The organism is Streptomyces sp. NPDC107559 (genome assembly GCF_055657365.1).
Genome location: NZ_JBVKBD010000002.1, coordinates 466,533 through 489,440, shown reverse-complemented (window position 1 = coordinate 489,440; position 22,908 = coordinate 466,533). Strand labels below are relative to the sequence as shown.

Genomic DNA, 22,908 nt, shown 5'->3' with positions numbered 1-22,908 from the left:
GCGGTGGAACAGGGCACCAGGACTGCGCGGAGGTAGGCATGGGGCGCACGGACCGCGAGGGACACGGCCCCGTCCGCTACGGGCCGCCCCTGCCCGAAGACGGGCTGCCGCTGCTCCCGGAGCTGTCCGAGGTGCTCGCCGCCGCCGCGGGCCGGGCGCAGGCCGAACCGGTCGGCGGCGGTACGACGCTGCGGGACGCGGCCTGCGGCTACTGGGCCCGGCGCGGCCTGACCGCCGCCCCCGGCCGGGTGACCGCGGCGCCCGGCGCCCCGGCGCTCCTGGTCGCGCTGACCGCCGCGCTCGGCGGCGACGTCCTGGTGCCGCGCCCCTGCGCCGCCTGGTGGGGCCCGTACGCACGGCTGCTGGGCAGACCCGTGTTCCATGTGGCGACCCCGGCCGAATGCGGCGGCGTACCGGATCCGTACGCCTTGCTGGAGACCGTCCGCAGAGTCCGCGCGGAAGGCGGCGACCCGCGGCTGCTGGTGCTGTCCGTCGCCGACGACCCGACCGCCACCGTCGCCCCGCCCGAGGCGCTGCACGAGGCCCTCGAGGCCGCCGCGGGCGCGGGCCTGCACCTGGTCAGCGACGAGACCTGGCGCGACACCGTGCACGACCCGCACAGTACGGTGCTGTTCAGCCCCGCCGAGATGCTGCCGGATGGGGTCACGGTGGTCGGTGACCTGGCCGGGGCGCTGCTGCCGCCCGGCTGGCCGGCCGCCGTGGCCCGCTTCGCCGAAGGTCCTGAGGGGGCCGACCTGCACGCGCGCGTGCTCGACGTGCTGACCGCGCTGGACGCCCGCGTCGCGGCGCCGGTCGCGGCGGCCGCCGAGTACGCCCTCGCCGAGCCCGGGCCGGTCACCGCGCGTGTGGCCGCCGCCGTGCGGACGCACGCGCACCTGGCCGCCGCCGTGCACGGCGTGGTGGTCGCCGCGGGCGCGTTCGCCCGGCCGCCCCGGGCGGGACGGCACCTCTACGCCGACCTCGGCCCGCTGCGGACCGGGCTGGCCCCGCACGGCGTGGGCGACGCGCAGGACCTGGAGGACCACCTCTCCGCCCGGCTCGGGATGCCCGCGCCCGGCGGTCACCGCTTCGGTGACGACCTCGGCGCACTGCGCGTCCGCCTGTCCACCGCGCCGCTGCTCGGCGGTACGGAGCAGGAGCGCGCCCTCTGCCTCGGTTCACCCGCACCGTGGGAACTGCCCCACGTGCAACGCGCGTTGACCACCCTGAGGTCGGTCTTCGACGATCTCCGCGACGACGCTCAGCGACGGGAGCCTCCTCGATGACGCAGCAGTCCGAGTCGACCACCACACCGAGCACGACCACCTCTTCGAGCGCATCCACCTCTCCGGGCACGCCCACCTCTTCGCGCGCATCCACCTCGCCGGGCACGCCCACCTCATTGAGCACGTCCACCTCTGTGAACTCGACCGCGACCACGCGGGAATCCGGACCCGCGGCCCGTACGCCCCCGCTCGCGCCCCCGGGCCCGCCGCTCGCCGCCCCCCGGCCGCTGGGGGAGCGGCGGCAGTGGCCGCGTACCTTCCACGACCGGCTGACCGCCCCGCTGCCCGGCCTCAAGGCCCTCGCCCGCTTCGCCCGCGAGGGCTCCGTCCGCCCTGGCAAGGCGGGCCTGGCGGACATCCCCCTGCTGCCCTGCGAACCCGGCCCGCTGCCCCGCGTGGACACCCGCACCGTCGCCGTCACCTGGGCGGGGCACGCCAGTTGGGTGCTGCGGGTCGGCGGGCTGACGGTCCTGACCGACCCGGTCTGGTCCCGTCGCATCCTCGGGACCCCGGCCCGCATCACCCCCGTCGGCGTCGCCTGGGACGCCCTGCCGCGGGTCGACGCCGTCGTCATCAGCCACAACCACTACGACCACCTGGACGCCCCGACGCTGCGCAGACTCCCGCGCGACACCCCGGTGTTCGTGCCCGCGGGGCTCGCCGGCTGGTTCCGGCGCCGCCGCTTCACCACCGTCACCGAGCTCGACTGGTGGGAGGCGGCCGAACTGGGCGGCGTCCGCTTCGACTTCGTGCCCGCCCACCACTGGTCCAAGCGCAGCCTCACCGACACCTGCCGCAGTCTGTGGGGCGGCTGGGTCCTCACCGACCCGGACGGACAGCGGGTCCACTTCGCGGGCGACACCGGCTACGGTCACTGGTTCGCCCACATCGGGCAGCGCTACCCGGGCATCGACCTCGCCCTGCTCCCCATCGGTGCGTACGCCCCCCGCTGGTGGCTGAGCGACGTCCACTGCGATCCGGAGGAGGCGGTCAGGGCCGCCCAGGACCTCGGCGCGCGCCGGCTCGCCCCCATGCACTGGGCCACGTTCGTGCTGTCGGCGGAACCGGTGCTCGAACCGCTCACCCGGGTGCGTGCCGCCTGGGACAAGGCGGGCCTGGCCCGCGACGACCTGTGGGACCTGCCCGTCGGAGGCTCCCGGATCCTCCCCGGGCAGTACGGCCGGTACGGCTGAGCACGGCGGGCGCCGGCCGCCCGCGGTGCAGGTGCAGGTGCAGGTGCAGGTGCAGGGGCAGGGGCAGGGGCAGGGGCAGGGGCAGGCGCAGGGCTCAGGCGCCGGCCGTCCCGCGGACCCGGCGCCACACCGTCGGCGCCGCACCGATCAGCACGGTCAGCGCCACCGCCGCGACCACGCCCTCCCACGGCTCGCTGAACAGCGAACCGCCGAGGATCCCGATCAGCTGGTACGTCACCGCCCAGGCGATGCAGGCCGGGAGATTGCCCCGGGCGAACAGCCGCAGCGGCCAGTCCGCCATCAGACAGGCCAGCATCACCGGGATCCGCCCCGCGGGCACCAGCCGGGACAGCACCAGGACCGCCACCCCGTGCTCGGCGAGCTGGTGCTGCGCCCCCGTCAGCCGGTCCTCGGGCGCCCGCGCCCGGATCGCCTCCAGCCAGCGCGAACCGTTCTTCGAGCGCATCCCGCGCCGGCCCAGCCAGTACAGCGCCACGTCGCCGAGGAACGCGGCCAGGGACGCCGTCACGAAGACCGCCGCCAAGGCGAACGGCGCCGTCTGATGGAAGGCGACCACGGCCGCCGAACTCACCAGCGCCCCCGTCGGCACCACCGGCACCAGCGCCCCGATCAGCACCAGCAGGAACAGCGACGGATAGCCCAGCGCCTGCTGTGTGGACTCCGGCGGTACGGTCCGCGCGACGGCGGACAGCACCGGAGCTGCCGACAGCGACGTCAGGGCCGGAGGTATCACGAGGTGACCCCCAGGCGCACGCTCTCCCCGTGTTCGAGCCGGTGCACCACGACCTCCGGCGCGCACTCGGCCGCAAGGCGCACGAACTCCTCGCCGGGCGCGTGGAACTCGTGGGGGCGCACGGCGTCCAGCCCGATCGGCCAGTACGTGCCGTAGTGCACCGGCACAGCGCTGCGCGGCGCGAGCCGGGCGAGTGCCTCGGCCGCCCGCCCGGCGTCCAGATGCCCTTCACCGAGGTACGGGCCCCAGCCGCCGACCGGCAGCAGTGCCGTGTCGACCGGACCGACCTCCTCGGCCATCGAGTCGAACAACCCCGTGTCCCCGGCGAAGTAGGTGCGCGCCTCGCCCGTCACGACGTAGCCGAGCGCGGGGCAGCGGCGCGGCCCCATGGGCAGCCGCCGCCCGTCGTGCCGGGCGGACACGGCACGCACCACCAGGGCGCCGACCGCCGTCTCGTCCCCGGGGGCCATCTCGTGCAGGTCCAGGTGGGTGAGCCGGCGGAGTCCGGGGACGGCGCGCGGGGCGCCCCGGGGCACCAGCAGGCGCGTGCCCGGCGCGAGCCGCCTCAGCGACGGCAGGTGCAGATGGTCGGCGTGCAGATGGGAGACGAGGACGACGTCCGCGCGCCGGGCGTCCGCCGGGGGCAGCGCGCCACGGCGCCGACGCAGATGCGCGAGCCGGCCGGTGAACAGGGGATCGGTGAGTACGCGTACGTTCGAATCCTCGACCGCGCAGGTCGCGTGGCCCCACCAGGTGATCTCCACCGGCACCTCTTTGCCTCCTTCGCGCGACTCCCCGAAGCCTACGGGCAGGAGTAGGGTCGGCGGCGAAACCCGGAGGTGAGGGGGACGCCATGGGAGAGGTGCGGGGTGCCTCCGGCGGGCCGGACGCGGTGCGGGTGACGGCGATCGCGAGCCTGACACCCTTGGAGGAACTGGACGACGATCCTTTCCTGGTGGACTCCCGCAGCCAGCACGCGATGTGCGCGCGCTGGGCCGCCGAGCGGGGGTACGTGGTCGCCCGGGAGCTGCTGGTGTGCGGGCTGCGCCCCGATCACGTGGTGCTGTGGGACGGTGTCCGGCCCGGCGTGGACCTGTTCGTGGCGCCCAGCCGGCGGGTGCTGGAGAGCGCGCTGTCGTCCGTCGAGGAGTTCACCGCGGAGGCGCTGCGGCGCGGGGTGCGGGTCGAGACGGTGGGGCGGGCCGAACCGCTGTACGACGCGCAGATGAAGGCGCGGGTGCACCGCCGGCTGTCCATGCCGACGGCCGGCTACGACGGCCGCTGACGCGGATCCCGACGGCCGGCTACGACGGCCGCTGACGCGGATCCCGGCGGCCGGGTCCGGCGTGCGTGGCACCGGATCCCGGCGGACATCGTCACGCGGTTCGTCATCCCGCCTGTGGCAGGGTGGAGGGGTGAGGGCCCGCGGCCGGCGTGGGGCCGGGACGCGAGGTGTACGGGCCGTGCGGGACGTGCGTTGGCGGCGGATCGTCAGTCAGACCGGGCGGAGCATCGTGGTGTGGGCCGTCTCCACGGTCACCATGCTGGTCCTCGCGGGCATCCTGCCGGACTTCCAGCTCCAGTCCGCCGACGGTGACAGCGCCACCAGCATCGCCGTCACGGCCGCGTTCGGCGCGGGTTTCTTCGGTCTGCTCTCGGCCCTGGTGTGGCCCCTGCTCGTACGGCTCCTGCTGCTGGTCCCCGCCTTCGTGCTGGGCCTGCTGGTCTTCTTCCTCAACGGCTCGCTGCTGCTGCTGGCGCTGCGCCTGACGCCGTCCGGCAGCAGCGAGGCGGCTCCCGAGACCGCGGTCGTCGTCGCCGCCGTGATGTCCGCCGTCGCCTCGGCCACCGGCGCCGCCCTGGCCGTGCGCGACGACGAGGCATACCGCCGCCGTCTCTCCCGGCTCGCCGTCCGCCGCCGCCGGGGCGGCCCGCCCTGCCCGCAGACCCCCGGCACCGTCTTCCTCCAGTTCGACGGCGTCGGCCACGACGTGCTCATGGACGCCGTCCGCAAGGGGCTGATGCCGACCGTCGCCGGCTGGCTGGGCACCGGCCCCGACAAGCCCCCCGCCCCGCCCACGCACCGGCTGACGTCCTGGCGCACCGACTGGTCCAGCCAGACCGGCGCCAGCCAGCTCGGCATCCTGCACGCCAGCAACTTCGACATCCCCGCCTTCCGCTGGTACGAGAAGGACAGCCGGGAGGTGATGGTCTGCAACCGCCCGACCAGCGCCGCCGAGCTCCAACGCCGCGCGGTCGAGCGCACCGGCGACGGCGGACTGCTCACCCTGGACGGCGCCAGCCGCGGCAACCTGTTCGGCGGCGGCGCCGACGAGCAGGCGCTCGTGCTGTCCATCGCCATCGGCCGCCGCGGCAGCCGCACCCGGTCCCGCTCGGGCTACTTCGCCTACTTCTGCGACCCCGCCAACGCCGTGCGCACCGCGCTGTCCTTCGTCGCCGAGGTGGGCCGCGAGATCCACCAGTCGACCCGCGCCCGGCTGCGGGGGCAGCTCCCTCGGGTCAGACGCGGCGGCCTCTACCCCCTCGTCCGCGCCTTCGCGACCGTCGTCGAACGGGACGTCGTCGTCGCCGCGGTGATCGGCGACATGCTCGTCGGCCGTACGGCCGTCTACGCCGACCTGGTCGCCTACGACGAGGTGGCCCACCACTCCGGACCGCACAGCCGCGACGCCGAGCAGGTCCTGCGGCGCATGGACCGCTCCCTCGCGCTGCTCGGCAAGGTCGCCGAGCACGCCCCGCGGTCGTACCGGATCGTCGTCCTGTCCGACCACGGGCAGAGCCCCGGCGAGACCTTTCGCTCCCGCTACGGGCTCACCCTCGGCGACCTGGTGCGGGCGGGCTGCGGGCTGCCCGTCCCGCGCCGGGCCGACCGCACCCTGGCCCACGCCGTCGGCGCCGCCCGCGCGGGCGAGCCCCCGACCGGCACCGAGGCCCGTGCCGCGGTCCGTGCAGCGCTGCACCGCCCGGTCGAGGAGGAACGCCACGACCGGCACCGCCCGGCGGACCGCCGCTCGGACCCGGTCGTGCTGGCCTCCGGCAACCTCGGCCTGGTGTCCTTCCCCGACGTGCCGCACCGGATGACCAGGGAGGAGATCGACGCCCGCCACCCCGCGCTGCTGCCCGCCCTCGCCAACCATCCCGGCATCGGCTTCCTCCTCGTACGCAGCGAGGAGCACGGCGGTCTGGTCCTCGGTCCCGGCGGCGCGGAGATCCCGCTGGACCGGCTCGACGAGGACCCCGGGCCGCTCGCGGTGTTCGGGCCGGGTGCCGCCGACGCCGTCCGCCGCACCCACTCCTTCCCGCACACCGCCGACATCATGATCAACTCCTGGCACGACCCCGCCGCCGGCGAAGTCCTCGCCTTCGAGGAGCAGATCGGCTCGCACGGCGGCCTCGGCGGCGCCCAGAGCCGGCCCTTCCTGATGTCGCCGCTCGCCTTCTCGGCACCGGTCGAGGACGGCGCCGAGCTCGTCGGCGCCGAACACGTCCACCGGGTGCTGCGCCGCTGGCTGCGCGAGCCGGACGGCCCCCAGGTGCCGTTGGCGACGGACCCGCGCAGCGCGATGCGGCCGAACGACGGGCCGGACGGGCGCACGGAGCGGGACGGCCGGGAAGGCCAGGAGGAGTGCGCGGCCTGACGGCGAGCGACCCGCACCGCCGGACGGCCTGACGGCGCCGCACCGCCGGGCGGCCCGCACCGCCGGACGGCCTGACGGCGCCGTACCGCCGGGCGGCCCGTACCGCCGGACGGCCTGACGGCTAGCGGCCCGTACCGTCGGACGGCTTGACGGCGAGCGACCCGCACCGCCGGGCGGCCCGACGGTGAGCGGCCCGTACCGCCGGGCGGCAGCAGCGTGCCGCCCGATAAATCGGCTGCGCGGGCGGACGCGTACGCACACACTGGTCGCGTCCGGCGGCGCGCACCACGGCGCGCCCGCCTCCACCCCCCGCAAGGAGTCCCTGCTTTGCAGGCTGCCGTCACCGTCACGCCCGCCCGCCTCCCGGAGCTGCTGCTCGGCCTCGCCACCGTGCGGCCCGTCTTCGTCTGGGGCGCCCCCGGCATCGGAAAGTCCTCCCTGGTCAGGGAGTTCGCCGAGTCGCTGGGCCTGGAGTGCGTGAGCCTGCTCGGCACCCAGCTGGCGCCCGAGGACCTGATGGGCGTGCCGCAGATCCGGGACGGACGCTCGGTGTTCTGCCCGCCGGAGGCGATCGCCCGCGACCAGCCGTACTGCCTGTTCCTGGACGAGCTGAACGCGGCCTCGCCGGACGTGCAGAAGGCGTTCTACTCGCTCATCCTGGACCGCCGTATCGGCTCCTACGAGCTGCCCGCGGGCTCGATCGTCATCGGCGCCGGCAACCGTGCCACCGACAACGCCCTGGCCCGCCCGATCGCCTCCGCGCTCGTCAACCGCCTCACCCATGTGCACCTGGAGGCCTCCGCCAAGGACTGGCTCGGCTGGGCCGCCGCCAACGCCGTCCACCCCTGGATCCTCGACCACCTCACCGACCGGCCCGACCACCTGTGGTCCAGGCCGCCGAAGACCGAGGAGCCGTTCTCCACGCCCCGCTCCTGGCACATGCTCTCCGACGCCCTGCACTCCTTCGGCCGCGACCTCGACGAGGACACCCTGAAGGTCCTCGCGCACGGCACGCTCACCCCCGCGCACGCCGTCGCCTTCTGCGGCTACGTCAAGATCGTCCGAAGCCGGTACGGCATCGAGGCCGTCCTCAGGGGCGACGCCCCCTGGCCGCACCGCGTCGAGGACCGCGACCTGCTCTACTACCTCGCCGACTCGTTCCGCGGCCGGCTCCTTAAGGAGCTGCCGGCCGACAAGGAGCACATGCCGGCGAGCGGCCGGCAGCTGGCGTACCGCGCGAAGTCGCTGCTCGTGCAGCTCGCCGAGATATCCGTCGAGGTCGCCCAGACGGTCATCGCCGCCGACGCCGACGGCAATCCGGTACTGCCCGCCTGGTTCCTGGTCGAGGCGGCCCGCGACATGCCCCGGCTGGTGGAGGCGCGCCGGTGAGCCGGGAGCGCGGCCGCAGGAAGCGGGACGCCGCCGCGGAGGCGTTCGCCGAGGGGATGCGGCTGTTCCGTGCCAACCCGGCGCTGGCCGCCCTCGACCTCAGCGTCTGCCGCACGGAGGACTGTCCGCTGACCCCCCGGGACGGTCTCGTGCGCGCCGACTCCGCCGGCCTCCTGCACGTCCATCCGGCCCGGATCGCCGACCCGGCGCACTGGGCCTGGTCGCTCGCCCACGCCGGTCTCCATCTGGGCTTCGGACACCTCCCCGCGGCCAGGGGCGAGCGCGTCCAGCCCGACCGTCACGAGCTCGCCGCCCGCTGCACGGTCGTCAACCGCTTCCTGCTGACCTTCCCCGTCGGCACCGTCCCGGACGAGCTGCCGCTGAGCTACCCCGACGGCGACGAGGAACGGCTCGCCGCCCGCTGGCGGCGCACCGGACTCCCCGCCGCGTACGAGCACTGCGGCACCGCGGGCACCGAACCGGACCAGCTGCTCGTACCGGCGGTGGGCTGGTTCGGCGGTCACCTCCCGGACTGGCAGCTGGCGTTCGCGGGCGCGCTGACCCGGACCGTGTCCGCCGCGATGGACGTGGCGGGCGGCCGACGCGACACCCTCGACGGCGAGGCACGCGGACGGCAGCCCTGGGAGCGGGCGCTCGGCTGGTTCGTCTCCTCGTTCCCGCTGCTCGGCGGTATCGCGGCGGGCATCCGGCTGGTCGCAGACGCCGAACTGGCCCGCGCCCACGACATCGCGGTCGCCGCCGTCGACGCGGAGGCGGGCGAGATCTACATCAACCCCGTCCGCCGGTTCGACGACGAGGAATGGCGTTTCGTGCTGGCCCACGAGATGCTGCACGCCGCCCTGCGGCACGGCGACCGCTGCGGCGGCCGTGACCCCTACCTGTTCAACGTCGCCTGCGACTACGTCGTCAACGGCTGGCTGTGCGAGATGCAGGTCGGCACCATGCCCGACGGACTGCTGCACGATCCCTCCCTCACCGGCCTGTCGGCCGAGGAGGTCTACGACCGTATCGCCGTCGACCTGCGCCGGATGCGCCGGCTGGCCACCCTGCGCGGCAAGGGCGTGGGCGACGTCCTCGGCGCCCCGCTCGGCCCGCAGCGCGACCATGTCGACCTCGACGGCTTCTACCGCCGGGGCCTCGCCCAGGGCCTCGACCTGCACGAACGGCAGGAGCGCGGCTTCCTGCCCGGCGGTCTCGTCGAGGAGATCCGCGCCCTCTCGCACCCGCCGCTGCCCTGGGACGCCCGACTGGCCCGCTGGTTCGACGAGTTCGTACCCCGTCCCGAGCCCGTCCGCTCCTACGCCCGCCCCTCCCGCCGCCAGTCCGCCACCCCCGACATCCCGCGCGCCGGACGCCACTTCCCGCCCGAGGAGGTCGCCCGCTGCACCTTCGGCGTCGTCCTCGACACCTCCGGTTCCATGGACCGGACCCTGCTCGGCAAGGCCCTCGGCGCGATCGCCTCCTACGCCGAGGCCCGGGACGTCCCGGCCGCGCGGGTCGTCTTCTGCGACACCGCCCCGCACGACGCCGGCTACCTCCCGGTCACCGAGATCGCCGGGCGGGTACGGGTGCACGGGCGCGGCGGTACGGTGCTCCAGCCCGGGATCGACCTGTTGCAGCGGGCCGAGGACTTCCCGCCCGGCGCGCCCGTCCTCGTCATCACCGACGGCTGGTGCGACGTGCTGCGGGTGCGGCGCGAACACGCCTATCTGATCCCGCAGGGCGCACGTCTGCCGTTCACCGCGCGCGGGCCGGTGTTCCGGGTGCGGTGAGCCGGAATGTGATCGGATGGTGCGCAGGAATCCCGGAACCGGGACCCATGCGAAAGGAAGAACCGTGGCAACCACGCGCTCCGCACACACCGTCTGGGAAGGCAACCTTGCCGAGGGCAAGGGCGTCGTCACCTTCGACTCCTCCGGCATCGGCCAGCAGTCGGTGTCGTGGCCGTCGCGCGCCGAGCAGGCCAACGGCAAGACCAGCCCCGAGGAGCTGATCGCCGCCGCCCACTCCAGCTGCTTCTCCATGGCCCTGTCGCACGGCCTGACCGGCGCCGGCACCCCGCCCACCAAGCTCGTCACCTCGGCCGACGTCACCTTCCAGCCGGGTGAGGGCATCACCGGCATCCACCTCACCGTCGAGGGCGACGTTCCCGGCATGGACAACGAGGCGTTCGTCGCCGCCGCCGAGGACGCCAAGAAGAACTGCCCCGTCAGCCAGGCCCTGACGGGAACCACCATCACCCTGTCGGCGAAGCTCGCCTGATCCGGCTGATCCACCTGATCCGGCTGATCCACCTCAACCGCCGGATCCGCCGGATCCGCCTGAACCGCCGGATCCGCCTGATGCGCTGATCCGTCCGATGCGGCGGAACGTACGCCCGCCTGCGTGGACCGCCCGGCCGGGGTGGTCCGCGCAGGCGGGCCGGCCGTGCCATTGACAACGGCGTGCGCACGTTCTGTGCTGGAGTGCGGGAGGCTCCGCGACCCGGCCTCCTCGCACGACCCTGGTGAACCCTGGTGACCCTGGTGGAAGGGGACAGCGATGGGACGTCCGGTCGGGATCGATCTGGGAACCACGAACTCGGTGGTGGCGGTGCTGGAGGGCGGGGAACCCACGGTCATCGCCAACGCGGAGGGCACCAGGACCACACCGTCGGTCGTGGCCTTCGCCAAGAACGGCGAGGTGCTCGTCGGCGAGGTCGCCAAGCGGCAGACCGTCACCAACGTCGACCGGACCGCCCGCTCCGTCAAGCGGCACATGGGTGCCCCGGACTGGCGGTTCCCCGAGCACGGCTCCGTGGACGGCACCCGCTACCGCGCCCAGGAGCTGTCCGCGCGGGTCCTGCAGAAGCTGAAGCGGGACGCGGAGGCCTACCTCGGCGAGGACGTCACGGACGCCGTGATCACCGTGCCCGCCTACTTCGACGACGTCCAGCGGCAGGCCACCAAGGAGGCCGGGGAGATCGCCGGCCTGAAGGTGCTGCGGATCATCAACGAGCCGACCGCGGCCGCCCTCGCCTACGGCCTCGACCGCGGCGAGGAGCAGACCGTCCTCGTCTTCGACCTCGGCGGCGGCACCTTCGACGTGTCCCTGCTGGAGATCGGCGACGGAGTCATCGAGGTCAAGGCCACCAACGGCGACACCCTGCTCGGCGGCGACGACTGGGACCAGCGGATCGTCGAGCACCTCGCCGCCCGCTTCAAGGCCGGGTCCGGCATCGACCTCGGCAACGACCGGATGGCGCTGCAACGCCTGCGCGAGGCCGCCGAGAAGGCCAAGATCGAACTGTCCTCGTCCTCGGAGACGTCGATCAACCTCCCCTACATCACGGCCTCCGCCGAGGGCCCCCTCCACCTCGACGAGAAGCTGACCCGCGCCCAGTTCCAGGAGCTCACCGCCGATCTGCTGGACCGCTGCAAGACCCCCTTCCACCAGGCGGTCAGGGACGCGGGCGTGAAACTCTCCGTCATCGACCACGTGATCCTGGTCGGCGGCTCGACCCGGATGCCCGCGGTCACCGAGCTGGTCCGGGAGCTGACCGGCAAGGACCCGCACAAGGGCGTCAACCCGGACGAGGTCGTCGCCGTCGGCGCCGCGCTCCAGGCGGGCGTCATCCGCGGTGACGTCAAGGACGTCCTGCTCCTCGACGTCACCCCGCTGTCCCTGGGCATCGAGACCAAGGGCGGCATCATGACCAAGCTCATCGAACGCAACACCACGATCCCCACGCGCCGTTCGGAGATCTTCACCACGGCCGCCGACAACCAGCCCTCGGTCGGCATCCAGGTCTACCAGGGCGAACGGGAGATCGCCGCCTACAACAAGAAGCTCGGGGTCTTCGACCTCACCGGCCTGCCGCCCGCCCCGCGCGGCATCCCGCAGATCGAGGTCGCCTTCGACATCGACGCCAACGGGATCATGCACGTCTCCGCCAAGGACCTGGCCACCGGCCGCGAACAGAAGATGACCGTCACCGGCGGCTCCGCCCTGCCCAAGAACGACATCGACCGCATGATGCGCGAGGCCGAGCAGTACGCCGAGGAGGACCGGGCCCGCCGTGAGGCGGCCGAGACCCGCAACCAGGCCGAGCAACTCGTCTACCAGACCGAGAAGTTCATCCGCGACAACGAGGATCGGGTGCCCGCCGACACCCGGCCGGAGGTCGAGTCGGCGATCGCCGAGCTCAAGGCGCTGCTGGAGCGGCAGGCCGACACGGACGCGCTGCGCGCCGGCGTCGAGAAGCTGGCCACGGTCAGCCAGCGGCTGGGCCAGGCCATGTACGCCCAGGCGCAGCAGCAGGGCCCGACCGCGTCCGCGGCTGCGCAGGACGCGCCCGGACCCCAAGGCGCCCACACCCCCCAGGACTCCCAGGACGACGAAGGGGTGGTCGACGCGGAGATCGTCGACGACGACCGCGACACCCGGGGCGGCGCCGCCTGACCGGCACTTCACACGTCAGTACTCCTGGCGGTACCGCTGGAGGATCTTCTTCGTCTGCTGGGCCGACGCGGCGTGGGTGGTCATGTGGTCGAGGACCTCCAGGTGTGCCGCGACCTCCCGGCGCGAGTCGAGGTAGAGCGCGCCGGTCAGGTACTCGGTGAACACCATGTCGGGCAGTTCGGGCTCGGCGAAGCGGAACAGCGAGAACGGCGCGTACGTCCCCGGGTGCGGGCCCGCCGAGAACTCGGCGACCTGCACCGTGACCTTCCTGTCCTCGGTGATCTCCAGCAGCTTGGTGAGCTGGTCGCGCATCACCTTGCGGTGGATGCTCACCGGGCGGCGCAGCACCGTCTCGTCGATGATCACCCACAGGTGCGGCGCGTTGTCGCGCTCCAGCAGCCGCTGGCGGGTCATCCGCAGGGAGACGTGCCGTTCCACCGCCTCGGTGCCCTCCTGCGCGATCGTCCCGCCTTCCATGACGGCACGCGCGTACGCCTCGGTCTGGAGCAGTCCGGGCATGAAGTGCGGTTCGTAGGACCGGATCAGCCGGGCCGCGCCCTCCAGACTCACGTACAGGCTGAACCACTCCGGGAGCACGTCGTGGAAGCGCTGCCACCAGCCGGGCTGGTTGGCCTCCTCCGCCAGGTTCACGAAGTCGGTCGCCTCCTCGGCGGGCACGCCGTACGTCTCCAACAGCACCTGCACGTACGGGATCTTCAGGGCGACCTCGGCCATCTCCATGCGCCGCACGGTCGCCGGGGCCACCCGCAGGACGCGCGCGGCCTCCTCGCGCTTGAGTCCCGCGGTCTCCCGCAGTTCCTGCAACCGTCTGCCGAGCACGACTTGGCCCACGGTGGGAGCGGGCCGACGTTCACTCACGCCACGTCTCCCCTGTGAGTCGATCAACCGGGCCAGTGTGCCACGGGACGTGCGGCAGCACCGGGGGACGATCGAATTGCATGCCGCACCGTCGCGTCAAGTCCTCGCCGGGCGGGGCTACTTGGCGATGGCCGGATCGGCGGGCGGGAACGGCCCCGGCGCCGTTTCGGCGGCGGTCACGTCCATCGGTGGGTTGTGACGGCAGTGCCGGTCCGCCGCGTCCGGTCCGCATCGGCGGCCGGCAGTCGTACGATGGCCGACACCCGATCGGCGGCCTGCCCGGCCGCCGGACCGGCGATACCCGTGACCAGCGCCGCCGCGGCCGTGATGTGGCAGGCTGGACAGGTACGCGGCACCCAGGAAGGGAGCGAGCGCCATGGCCGTGCAACCGCTGTCGCAGAAGGAGATCGAGGACCGGCTGGCCGAGCTGCCCGGCTGGTCCCACGACGGGGAGCGCCTCGCCCGTTCCTACCGGCTGTCCTCCCACTTCGCGGCGGCCGCGCTGGTCGTGCACATCGCCCAGGTGCAGGACGAACTCGACCACCACTCCGACCTCACTCTTGGTTACCACACGGTCTCGCTCACCGTGAACACCCACAGCGTGGGCGGAGCCGTGACCGAGCTCGACTTCGCGCTCGCCCGCAGGGTGGAGGACCTGGCCCCGGGGCACGGAGCCCACTGAGCGCGGCCGGACCGGGACGGGGGAGGACGCGTGCTGGACTACGACGAGGAAGCCGAACGCTACGACGCCTCCCGCGGCGGCGAGCCCAGGGCGGCGGCCGCCGCGGCGGCCGTGCTCGGCCTGGTGCCGCCGGGGACCCGGGGGCTGCTCGACATCGCCTGCGGCACGGGCATCGTCACCCGGCGGCTGGCTGCCGGGCGCGACGGGTTGCGGGTCACCGGTGTCGACCTCGCGCCCGCCATGGCCCGCCGGGCCGCCGCCCGCCTGCCCGGCGCCGTGGTACGCGCCGACAGCCGCCGACTGCCCTTCGCCGACGGACGGTTCGATGCCGTGTGCAGTGTCTGGCTGCTGCACCTGGCGGACAGCGACGAGGACGTGCGCACCATCGTCGCCGAGTGCGCCCGGGTGCTGCGGCCGGGCGGGGTCTATGTGACCACGGTCGACAAGGCCGCCGCGCACAACGTGGGCAGTGACATCGATGCCGTCCTCGCCTCCCGGCCGCACCGGGCGGCCCGGGACGCGGCGCCCCTCGTGGAGTCGTACGCCCTGGCGCACGGCCTCGCTCCGGCCGGGCAGGCCCGCTTCGACGGCCACGGCCAGGGCCGCAGTCCCCGCCGGACGGTCGCGGACCTGCGCCGCGGCTGGTTCGTCACGCTGCCGCCCGGCGACCCGCTCGCCGAGCCGTTCGCCGACCGCCTCCAGGCCCTGCCCGACCAGGACCGCCCTCGCCCCGACCCCCGCTTCACCCTCCGGGCGTACCGCAAGCCGGCCGGCTGAGGTCCAGACCCGGCCGGGCGGTGCCGTGCGCCGGCCACCGGGACCGGGAACCACGGCAACCCGCCGAGGAGGCACCACCCTCGCCCAGCAACTCGGCAGCCCGCCGGTGAATGGCGAACTCGGCCTCCACCTCCGCGATGCGTTTGCGGGCTGCGGCGAGTTCGGACCGGTCGCTGCTGGTCGTGCCTGGCAACTGGCCCGTGTCGACCAGGTGTTGGCACCGCCGGACAGGCTGCTGGAGCGTCAATTGTCCAGCAAACCGACTCCAACAGAACCGGGGCATATGACTTCACCGGACCCTGATCGGTTCAGTCGACCATCAACCGGGACACGACATTGCAAGGTCTTCGCCAGGTCTTGGCGCGGCAACTGTGGCGATTGGGCCATAAGTGGACACATCACCCATGGCTCGATAGGGTCAAATCGATGACGCTATGGCCGATAGTGGTCGCCATTTGAGCAGTCGGCGTCGAAGGCCCAAATCGCCGGCCGCATGGTGCCCCCACCGCTCTTCAAGTGAGCATTCACGCCTGGCCCGCTGCCTCATGGAGTATGCGCCCGACCAGGACAAGGCACCAACTGCGAGTACCTGTCTCTTGGAAGGGGACAACTATGCGCGCGACACGATTCCTCGGACTGTCCGTAACCCCGGTCGTCGCCGTAGCCGCCCTGACGCTCGCGCCGGCGACGATGCCGCAGGCCACAGCTGCCGCCTCCCACAACTCGGCGACGGTCGCAGCGCCGGCCGCAGGCGTCCTCGTCCCCCAGGACGGCTTCGAGGACGGTTACCAGGACGGTTACATCGATGGGTACTTCGACGGCAGCAACGCCTGGGACACCCCTGGCAACTACTGCCTCAACTACTACCACGACTCGTATGCACCGGTGTACCTCACAGCGGACTACTCGAGCGGTTACAACAGGGGTTACAACGACGGCTGGACAAAATACTGCGTCTCCTGAGTGAGAGGCATGCGCCTGCCGCGCGGTCCGCAGGCTCGCCTCGGGCGTGGCCCTCAGGCCCGACGGCCCGCTGTGGCTCCTGGGACGCGGCCGATACGCTCGCAGACGCTGTGCCCGTGCGGACTCCGGCAAGAACGACGCCGAGGCGTGCATCCGCACCCGAGCTTCTTCATCGGCTCCGGCATGGCGACGGCACCCCGTCCCGCGGTGTACACACCCTAGCCCGGCTGAGCTGGGGAAACAGGCTCCGGCCCGACAGTGAGGCGGCGGTCCGTCGGCGCGCCCGACCGGTCGCCGTCTTCGGGATCCCGTGGGTCGGTTCAAGCCGAGCCGGATGCCGCCGCTTCACTCCGGCCGGTATCCGGCTCCGCACCCGGGAGAAGCGTTTCCTCAGACACCTTCGGCCGTCGATGCCTCCCTTTGGACATCCCGGCAGCCGCGCGAGCCAGCTGGGCCCGTAGCTGATCGACGGCCGTAGGGCCGGCTAACTCCCAGAATCTGCGACTTCTGCTCATACAGGTTCAACGCCGCAACGCGCCGCCCGGAACGGCAATTCCACCGGATGGAGCAAGCCCTGAGCGACGCCCAGCCGCCCCCGACGCCGTGACCGGCCTGCCGGGCAGTCGCCCCACGGGCCGCCACGGAGGCGGCAGCAGCCGCATCCCGTACCGCGCCGACCTGCCCGAACGAGGACGCCCGCACTCTGCACCCGGCACGTCACCGTGTCGATGCCGGACTGGCTGGAGGGCGCGCAACGGTCGGCCTGTCGACGCGCCCAGGCGATGTCAGTGGCGGCCAGTAGTCTGATCCGAACAAGCATCCAACGATCAAGTCGGGGATGCTGCTGAGGCCCCGCCGGAGTGATGCCCGGCGGGGCCCGCTGCTGTCAGAAGTGGTTCCGGGGCGCTCGAGGGCTGCCTGTTGTCGTACCCGCGCGTTCCCCGCGACCCTCAGGTCACCGTGCAGCTCTGATCGCCCAGCTTGAAGGCGACGGGCTTGGTGTTCGTCCCGGACCAGCTCCCGGTGAAGCCGAAGCCCACCGACGAACCGGCCGCCACGGAGCCGTTCCAGCCGACGTTCTTGGCCGTCACCGCCGCACCCGACTGGGTGTAGTCGGCGTTCCACAGCTGGGTGACCTTCTGTCCGTCGGCGAAGGACCAGCCGATCGACCAGCCGTTCCAGGCGCCCGTACCCGTGTTGGTGAGCTGGACGTCGGCCTGGAAACCGCCCTGCCACTGGTTGGTGATCTTGTACGTCACCGCGCAGGCGCCGGTCGGAGTCGGTGTCGGTGTCGGCGTCGGAGTCGGGGTCGGGTCGGTGCCGCCCCCGCCTCCGCCTGCCGGGTCCGAGGTGTCGCCGTAGATCACGCCCCGGCCGTTGGTGGCGATGTACACCCGGCCGTACACCCGTGGGTCACCGGTGATCGCCGCGCCGGTCCAGCCCCACTGGTGTGCGTCGTCGTTGATACGCGTCCAGGTCGCGCCCTTGTCGGTGGAGCGGAAGATGCCGCGGACGCCGCCGATCTTCGCGCTGGTGTAGAGGGCCTGGTAGGACGCCCCCGTCGCCGCCTTGCCGAAGCCGATGGTGTCGGCCTGCTCGACGTTCGACAGCTTGGCGAAGGTCGTACCGCCGTCGGTGGAGTGCCACAGGCCGTAGGCCCCGTCGCTCGCCCCGCCCGCCAGCCAGACATCGCCCTTCGTGCCGGGCAGCGCCTTGAAGCGCACGCTGTCACCGCTGGGCAGTCCGGCCGCGGCGGACGCCGTGAAGGTGGCGCCGCCGTCCGTACTGACGTAGAACTTGCCGGACTTGAAGCCGTAGAAGGTCCTGGCGTCCACCCGGTCGGACTCCACGGTCGCGCCCGCCGGGATGCCGCTCGACGCCGACCACGAGGAGCCGAAGCCGGTCGTGTACTGCACGCCGGTGCCGGCCGGGCTCCACACGAAGCGGCTGCCGTCCGAGGCCGCCGCGACCGTACCGCCGCCCGAGACCCCCGAAGGGTCCGTGCCCGCGAACCAGTTGGCGCCGTTGTCGGTCGAGAACGCCACATGCGCACCGGAGTCGATGTTGCCGACCCGCACCACCGTGCTCGGGTTCGTCTCGGCGAAGTCCAGGCTGGTGGTCGTGGTGAAGTTCGGCGAGGTGTACATCATCGACGGCACCGCGGTCAGATCGGTGTGGCGGAAGCCGCCGATGTCACCGAGCGCGCTGAGCAGGGGCGCCCCGGACGGCGGCGAGGCCAGGTCGTTGACGGCCGTCTCCTCCAGGCCCTTGACCATCGGCTTGACGGTGAACTGGGTGCCGCTGTCCCAGTTGGTGAGGTTCTCGGTGCCGTAGACCGTCGCGCCCGTGCCGTACATCATCCGGGCGGAGTTGAACGGGTCGATCTCCAACGCCTCGGTCATCCAGCCGAGTTTGGGCGTCTGCTCCGGCGGCGACGGATTGGCGCCCCAGGTCAGCCACGGCGAGGAGGACACGTCCATGGTGAAGCGGTTGGCACGGTTGGGGTACGACGTGTAGTCCCACGCCTTCGTCCAGGTGGCGCCGCTGTCCGTGGAGCGGAAGAGCTGGGTGTCCGGCCACCAGGAGCTGTACGCGGTCGCCATCACCGTGCCCGGGTGCTGCCGGTCGACGGTCAGACCGCTGAAGCCGTAGTAGGTGTCCGCCTCGGCCACCGGGCTGATGTTCGTCCAGGTGCCGGTCGCGGTCGCGTACCGCCACAGCTGGCCCTTGCCGCCGTCGTACGGACCGCCCTTGTCGCTGTAGGCGAGATAGAGGTAGCCGTTCTTGGCGTCCAGCACGCCCTTGTGCGCGAGGTAGCCGGTCGGCTGGCCCGCCAGCCGGGTCCAGGTCGCCCCCGCGTCCGTCGACCGGTACACCGCGTTGCTCTGGTCGGCGACCCCGACGTAGATGTTCTTCGTGGCGGTGCCCGAGGTGCCGGTGGACTCGTCGAAGGTCACCCACACGATGCCCTGGTTGTCACTGGCGTAGCCGGAGGTGTCGGTCGCGTCCTGCACGTAGTTGCCCACGTTGGGGAAGTCGGTGACCTGTGACCAGGTCACCCCGGAGTCGGTCGACCGCCACAGGCCCTTGCCGCTGGGCGCGCCCAGGTACAGCACGCTGTTCTTGTTCGGGTCGATCGCCAGACGCTCGCCCATGCCCCGGCCCGGCATGTTGCCGCCCAGCTTGAACGGCAGGTCCGTCTTCTGCCAGCCGGCGCCCCGGTCGGTGGACCTGAGCACGGCCCCGTTCCCGGGGTCCCAGCTGTTGGTGTACATGCCGACGGCCGCGTACACCTTGTTCGGGTCGACCGGGTCGGAGGCGAGGCTGACGACACCCGTGTGCCCCCAGTCGTTCCAGCCGACCGAGTCCAGCAGGGGTGTCCAGGTCTTCGTCGACTCCTGCCAGCGGTAGGCGCCGCCGATGTCGGTGCGGGCGTAGGCGAGGTTCTTCTCGGAGCGGTTGAAGACGATGCCCGGGACGAAGCCGCCGCCGTCGATACGGGCGTTCTTCCAGGTGTACGACTCGGCGGCGACCGTCACCTGTTCGTCCGGCGCGGCCAGCGCGGACGCCGTGCCCGCGAGGAGGCCGGCCGTGAGCGCGAGCACGGCCGTGAGGATGCGGGTTCTTCGCACGATGGGTCCTTCCTTGACGGGGAGGAACGGGGGAGAGGAACAGAAAGGGGCGGGACGCGACGACCGGGCGGCCCCCTGTGCGGGTGGGGGCCGCCCGGCGCGGTACGCGGAGCGATGGCGGGGACTTATTCGAGGAGCTCCGCGTACGAACCCATGGCCATGGCGATGTCCGCCTGGGCCCAGAAACGGTGGTACGTGAACACGGGCGCGGCGCCGCCCGCGAGATAGGACGAGATCTTCGACCAGGCCGGGTCGTTCTTGTAGAAGGACCGCAGCGAGGTGAAGGTCGAGGACGAGTTGATCGTGTCGCCGTTGGGCATCTTGCCGGTCCAGCCGCTGGGCACGTACACGCTGTCGTTGAAGCGGCTGTAGTCGGTCCGGGTCTCCGGCACGGCGACGCCCAGGCTGTCCTGGTAGTTGCCCCACATGCCGTCGAGGAGCGCCTTCGCCGTCGTCTTCGCCTGCGCGTTCCCGGACTTGGCGGCGTAGTACGTCAGGGTCTTGGCGTACGCGGCCGCCACGCCGACGTCGTTGGTGTAGTCGGCGACGGTGACGTGCAGGCCGCTGTTGGCGCCAGGGCTCGACGCGTTCCAGGTGTCGGGCTGGCCGGACCACTGGAGCGTGGAGGGGATCAGATAGGTGCCGTCCGGGTTGATCGTGGTCTTGGACAGCGCCCAGGTGACCCACTTGTCGAGGACCGCCTTGGCACTGGCGCTCCCGGTCTGCTGGTAGTACTCGGCGACCCGCTCCATCGACCACGCCTGGAAGCCGAACCACTGGTTGGACGGCGGGTCGTGGTAGACGGGCTGCTGGTCGTAGTACATGCCGTAGAAGGTGGACGTACCGGCCGGCGGGGTCGCGTACCGGCCCGCCCAGCTGTTGGTGGCGCCGCCCGCGATGGCGCCCTCGTTCGACTGGAGCCAGCGGTAGAACTCCAGTTGCCGGTCGAGGGACTTGGCCCAGTCCGCCTGACCCGTGGCCGACTTCGGCTTCAGGTCGGCGTTGGTGCTGAGCGCGTAGGCGGCGAGGGGGTTCTGGTAGCCGCCGTGGACATGGCTGGAGCCGATGCGCCAGGCCCAGCCGGCACTGGTGTCGTTGGCGCCGCCCCAGGCGTAGTACCAGGACAGCAGATAGGCCGAGGCGTCCTTGCCGGTACCGGCCGCGCAGGTGGACGGCCCGACACAGTTGCCGATCTTCTTGAAGTACTTGTCGTACATGGCGTAGCGCAGATAGTCGCCCATCTTCGCCGCCTTGCCGACGGTGGCCGACACGTCACCGCCCTTGCCCTGGGCCTTGGCCCATACGTCCGCCCAGTACGCGGCCTGCACCGCACGGGCGTCCGCGTCCGGGGCGTCGGTGTACTTCCACTGCTTGGCGTACGACGAGTCGCCGGTGAAGAGGTCCAGATAGCCGTTGGTGCCACCGTACTTGAAGGCGTCGCAGGTCGGCTGCGGCACCGTCTCCCACACCGACTCCTGCGGGCCGCGCTGGAAGGTGTTGATGTACGAAGGACCGGTCGCGGTCGGACCCGCCTCGCACTTGCCGGGTTCGTTGCCGTACCCGTAGACGTTGTCGACGTCCTGGATCCAGTGCATGCCGTAGACGTCGTCGGTGCCGTACGCCGTCTTCAGCTCACCGGCGATCGGGTCCGTACCGACGGAGACCGCGGTGTCGAGCTTGGCCGGATACTCGTTCGGCGTGTCCAGCTCGGGCGCGTAGGTCGCCGGCTTCGAGGCGTTGTAGAAGGAGTTGGTCGGCTGGTCGGCGTGGGTGGGGATCATGTACTTCTCCATGAGGTCCCACGCGCCGTTGAACTTGGTCCAGTCGCCCGAGACCTTGCCGTACATGGCCTGGAGCCACAGGAGGTAGCTGTACGCCTCCGACGTGGTCTCGTGCCCCTGGTCCGGGGCCTCGACGATCAGCGTCTCGACCGCGTGGTACGGGATGCCCTCGGGCGAGAAGTAGCCGTTCGCCGGGTTGGTGATCTTCCCGTAGAGGTCCAGGAAGCGGGCGTCGTACTCCTTCGACGCGGCGATCTGCGTGACCGTCACGGTGGCCTTGGTGTAGCCGGTGGCCGTCGAGTCGAAGGTGGCCGCGCCGGTGCCGGTGGCGGCGGCGGTGACCGTCACCGTCTGCGCGGTGCTCCAGTTGGACGGCGTGAAGGTGAGCGAGGCGCCGCCGGTGACCGACACACCGGTGTTGCCGCCGGTGCGCGCGGTGGTGACGGTGACGTTCGCACTCGGCTGCGTCGACAGCTTCACGCTGTACGTGGCCGTCTTGCCCTGCTGGACGGCCAGCTGGCTGGTCGAGGCCACCACGGCGGGACCCGAGGCGACCGTGATGCCGACCGGGGTGGACTCCGCCGACGCGCCCAGACTGTCGTAGGCCTTCGCGAGCAGTGAATGACTGCCCACGGTCAAGCCGGAGGCCGAGAGCGAGTAGGGCGCGCTGGTGTCCGTGCCGAGCAGCGTGGTGTTGTCGTAGAACTCCACCTTGCTGATCGTCGCGCCGTCCGCGGCCGCGGCGGTGGCCGCGAGCGGGACCGCGGTGCCCTGGGTGTAGACCGCGCCCGCGGCCGGGCTGGTCAGCACGGCCAGCGGCGGCTGATGGGCGCCGGCGCAGGTGGTGCCGTTGACCGCGAAGGAGGCGGGAGCGGTGTTGGTGCCGCTGTAGCTGAACTGCGCGCCCGTGCTCACCGCCGCGCCCGCGGCGATCGTCCCGTTGTACGAGGCGTTGTTCACGGTGATCGCGGTGCCGGACTGGGTCCAGGTGCCGTTCCAGCCGTTCACCAGCTTCTGGTTGCCGGTGTAGGCGTAGGTCAGGGCCCAGCCGCTGATGGCGTCCGTGCCGCGGTTGGTGAGGGTCAGGTCCGCGGTGAAGCCGGAGCCCCAGTCGTTGGTCTTGTAGTCGACGCTGCACTGGAGCGTGGCCGCCTGGGCGGGGGCCGTGCCGACGGCGAGCATCGACAGGGGGAGGGCCAGTGCCGTCACGGCGGCGGCCCATAACCGTCGTACGGCTCTGCGCCTTCGGGGTGGGGGATGCATGGTGCTGGTTCCTCCTTGTTGCGGCTGTTGCGGCTCGGAGAAGTCAAGGCTTGAACCAGTGGGAGCGCTCCCATAGTGAGGACGGGGGTAGGGGCGGTCAAGACACTTGAAGAGTCGAAAAGATTCGATGAACACGTCGTCGGCCACATTGAGGAAAAGTCAGCGCACCCTCTGTTCTTCGCCGTCACT

Annotated in this window: 16 protein-coding genes; 11 read left to right on the top strand and 5 right to left on the bottom strand. The window is 72.2% G+C overall.

Features of this window, described 5'->3' with window-relative positions:
* Positions 1 to 38 precede the first annotated feature (38 nt).
* Positions 39 to 1,286 carry an aminotransferase class I/II-fold pyridoxal phosphate-dependent enzyme gene (locus ACZ7OY_RS08720; protein ID WP_471910728.1) on the top strand — a complete coding sequence of 416 codons (1,248 nt, stop codon included), beginning with the start codon at positions 39 to 41 and terminating at the stop codon, positions 1,284 to 1,286.
* The gene (locus ACZ7OY_RS08715) at positions 1,283 to 2,479 is read left to right on the top strand and encodes an MBL fold metallo-hydrolase (protein ID WP_471910727.1); all 1,197 of its coding nucleotides are present in this window, start codon (positions 1,283 to 1,285) and stop codon (positions 2,477 to 2,479) included. The genes ACZ7OY_RS08720 and ACZ7OY_RS08715 overlap by 4 nt, the downstream gene beginning before the upstream one ends.
* A gap of 94 nt (positions 2,480 to 2,573) precedes the next feature.
* Here the strand turns inward: ACZ7OY_RS08715 and ACZ7OY_RS08710 are convergent, their stop codons facing one another.
* A complete protein-coding gene (locus ACZ7OY_RS08710) occupies positions 2,574 to 3,230 on the bottom strand; it encodes a DedA family protein (protein WP_471911193.1) in 657 nt (218 codons plus the stop codon).
* Entirely contained in the window at positions 3,230 to 4,003 is a 774-nt protein-coding gene (locus tag ACZ7OY_RS08705; protein WP_471910726.1) for an MBL fold metallo-hydrolase, read from the bottom strand. Before ACZ7OY_RS08705 ends, ACZ7OY_RS08710 begins: the two co-directional genes overlap by 1 nt.
* An 83-nt stretch (positions 4,004 to 4,086) precedes the next feature.
* Here ACZ7OY_RS08705 and ACZ7OY_RS08700 point away from each other — a divergent pair, with 83 nt between their 5' ends.
* From ACZ7OY_RS08700 to dnaK, 6 genes are all read left to right on the top strand, one after another.
* Positions 4,087 to 4,518, top strand: a complete 432-nt coding sequence (locus ACZ7OY_RS08700; RefSeq protein WP_471910725.1) for a hypothetical protein — start codon at positions 4,087 to 4,089, stop codon at positions 4,516 to 4,518.
* Between the two features lie 178 nt (positions 4,519 to 4,696).
* Positions 4,697 to 6,892 (top strand): phage holin family protein, encoded by a 2,196-nt coding sequence (locus ACZ7OY_RS08695; RefSeq protein ID WP_471910724.1) that lies wholly within the window; start codon positions 4,697 to 4,699, stop codon positions 6,890 to 6,892.
* 327 nt (positions 6,893 to 7,219) lie between these two features.
* Positions 7,220 to 8,281 (top strand): ATP-binding protein, encoded by a 1,062-nt coding sequence (locus tag ACZ7OY_RS08690; RefSeq protein WP_471910723.1) that lies wholly within the window; start codon positions 7,220 to 7,222, stop codon positions 8,279 to 8,281.
* A gap of 56 nt (positions 8,282 to 8,337) precedes the next feature.
* Entirely contained in the window at positions 8,338 to 10,074 is a 1,737-nt protein-coding gene (locus ACZ7OY_RS08685; protein WP_471911192.1) for a vWA domain-containing protein, read from the top strand.
* A gap of 64 nt (positions 10,075 to 10,138) precedes the next feature.
* A complete protein-coding gene (locus tag ACZ7OY_RS08680; protein ID WP_471910722.1) occupies positions 10,139 to 10,564 on the top strand; it encodes an OsmC family protein in 426 nt (141 codons plus the stop codon).
* Between the two features lie 279 nt (positions 10,565 to 10,843).
* A complete protein-coding gene (dnaK, locus tag ACZ7OY_RS08675; protein ID WP_471910721.1) occupies positions 10,844 to 12,742 on the top strand; it encodes a molecular chaperone DnaK in 1,899 nt (632 codons plus the stop codon).
* Between the two features lie 15 nt (positions 12,743 to 12,757).
* Here the strand turns inward: dnaK and ACZ7OY_RS08670 are convergent, their stop codons facing one another.
* Positions 12,758 to 13,621, bottom strand: coding sequence for a helix-turn-helix domain-containing protein (locus tag ACZ7OY_RS08670; RefSeq protein WP_471910720.1), 864 nt, complete (start codon positions 13,619 to 13,621; stop codon positions 12,758 to 12,760).
* Positions 13,622 to 13,997: 376 nt separating this feature from the next.
* On the opposite strand from ACZ7OY_RS08670, the gene ACZ7OY_RS08665 reads away from it, so the two are divergent.
* From ACZ7OY_RS08665 to ACZ7OY_RS08655, 3 genes are all read left to right on the top strand, one after another.
* The gene (locus ACZ7OY_RS08665) at positions 13,998 to 14,303 is read left to right on the top strand and encodes a 4a-hydroxytetrahydrobiopterin dehydratase (RefSeq protein WP_471910719.1); all 306 of its coding nucleotides are present in this window, start codon (positions 13,998 to 14,000) and stop codon (positions 14,301 to 14,303) included.
* Between the two features lie 30 nt (positions 14,304 to 14,333).
* Positions 14,334 to 15,080 carry a class I SAM-dependent methyltransferase gene (locus ACZ7OY_RS08660; protein ID WP_471910718.1) on the top strand — a complete coding sequence of 249 codons (747 nt, stop codon included), beginning with the start codon at positions 14,334 to 14,336 and terminating at the stop codon, positions 15,078 to 15,080.
* A gap of 612 nt (positions 15,081 to 15,692) precedes the next feature.
* Positions 15,693 to 16,043: a hypothetical protein gene (locus ACZ7OY_RS08655; protein ID WP_471910717.1), complete on the top strand. Its 351-nt coding sequence runs from the start codon at positions 15,693 to 15,695 to the stop codon at positions 16,041 to 16,043.
* Positions 16,044 to 16,993: 950 nt separating this feature from the next.
* On the opposite strand, the gene ACZ7OY_RS08650 is transcribed toward ACZ7OY_RS08655, so the two are convergent.
* Both ACZ7OY_RS08650 and ACZ7OY_RS08645 read right to left on the bottom strand, forming a co-directional pair.
* Positions 16,994 to 19,675 (bottom strand): cellulose binding domain-containing protein, encoded by a 2,682-nt coding sequence (locus ACZ7OY_RS08650; RefSeq protein ID WP_471910716.1) that lies wholly within the window; start codon positions 19,673 to 19,675, stop codon positions 16,994 to 16,996.
* A 125-nt stretch (positions 19,676 to 19,800) separates the two neighbouring features.
* Complete coding sequence (locus tag ACZ7OY_RS08645; protein WP_471910715.1) at positions 19,801 to 22,719, bottom strand: glycoside hydrolase family 48 protein; 2,919 nt, start codon at positions 22,717 to 22,719, stop codon at positions 19,801 to 19,803.
* Between the last annotated feature and the right edge of the window lie 189 nt (positions 22,720 to 22,908).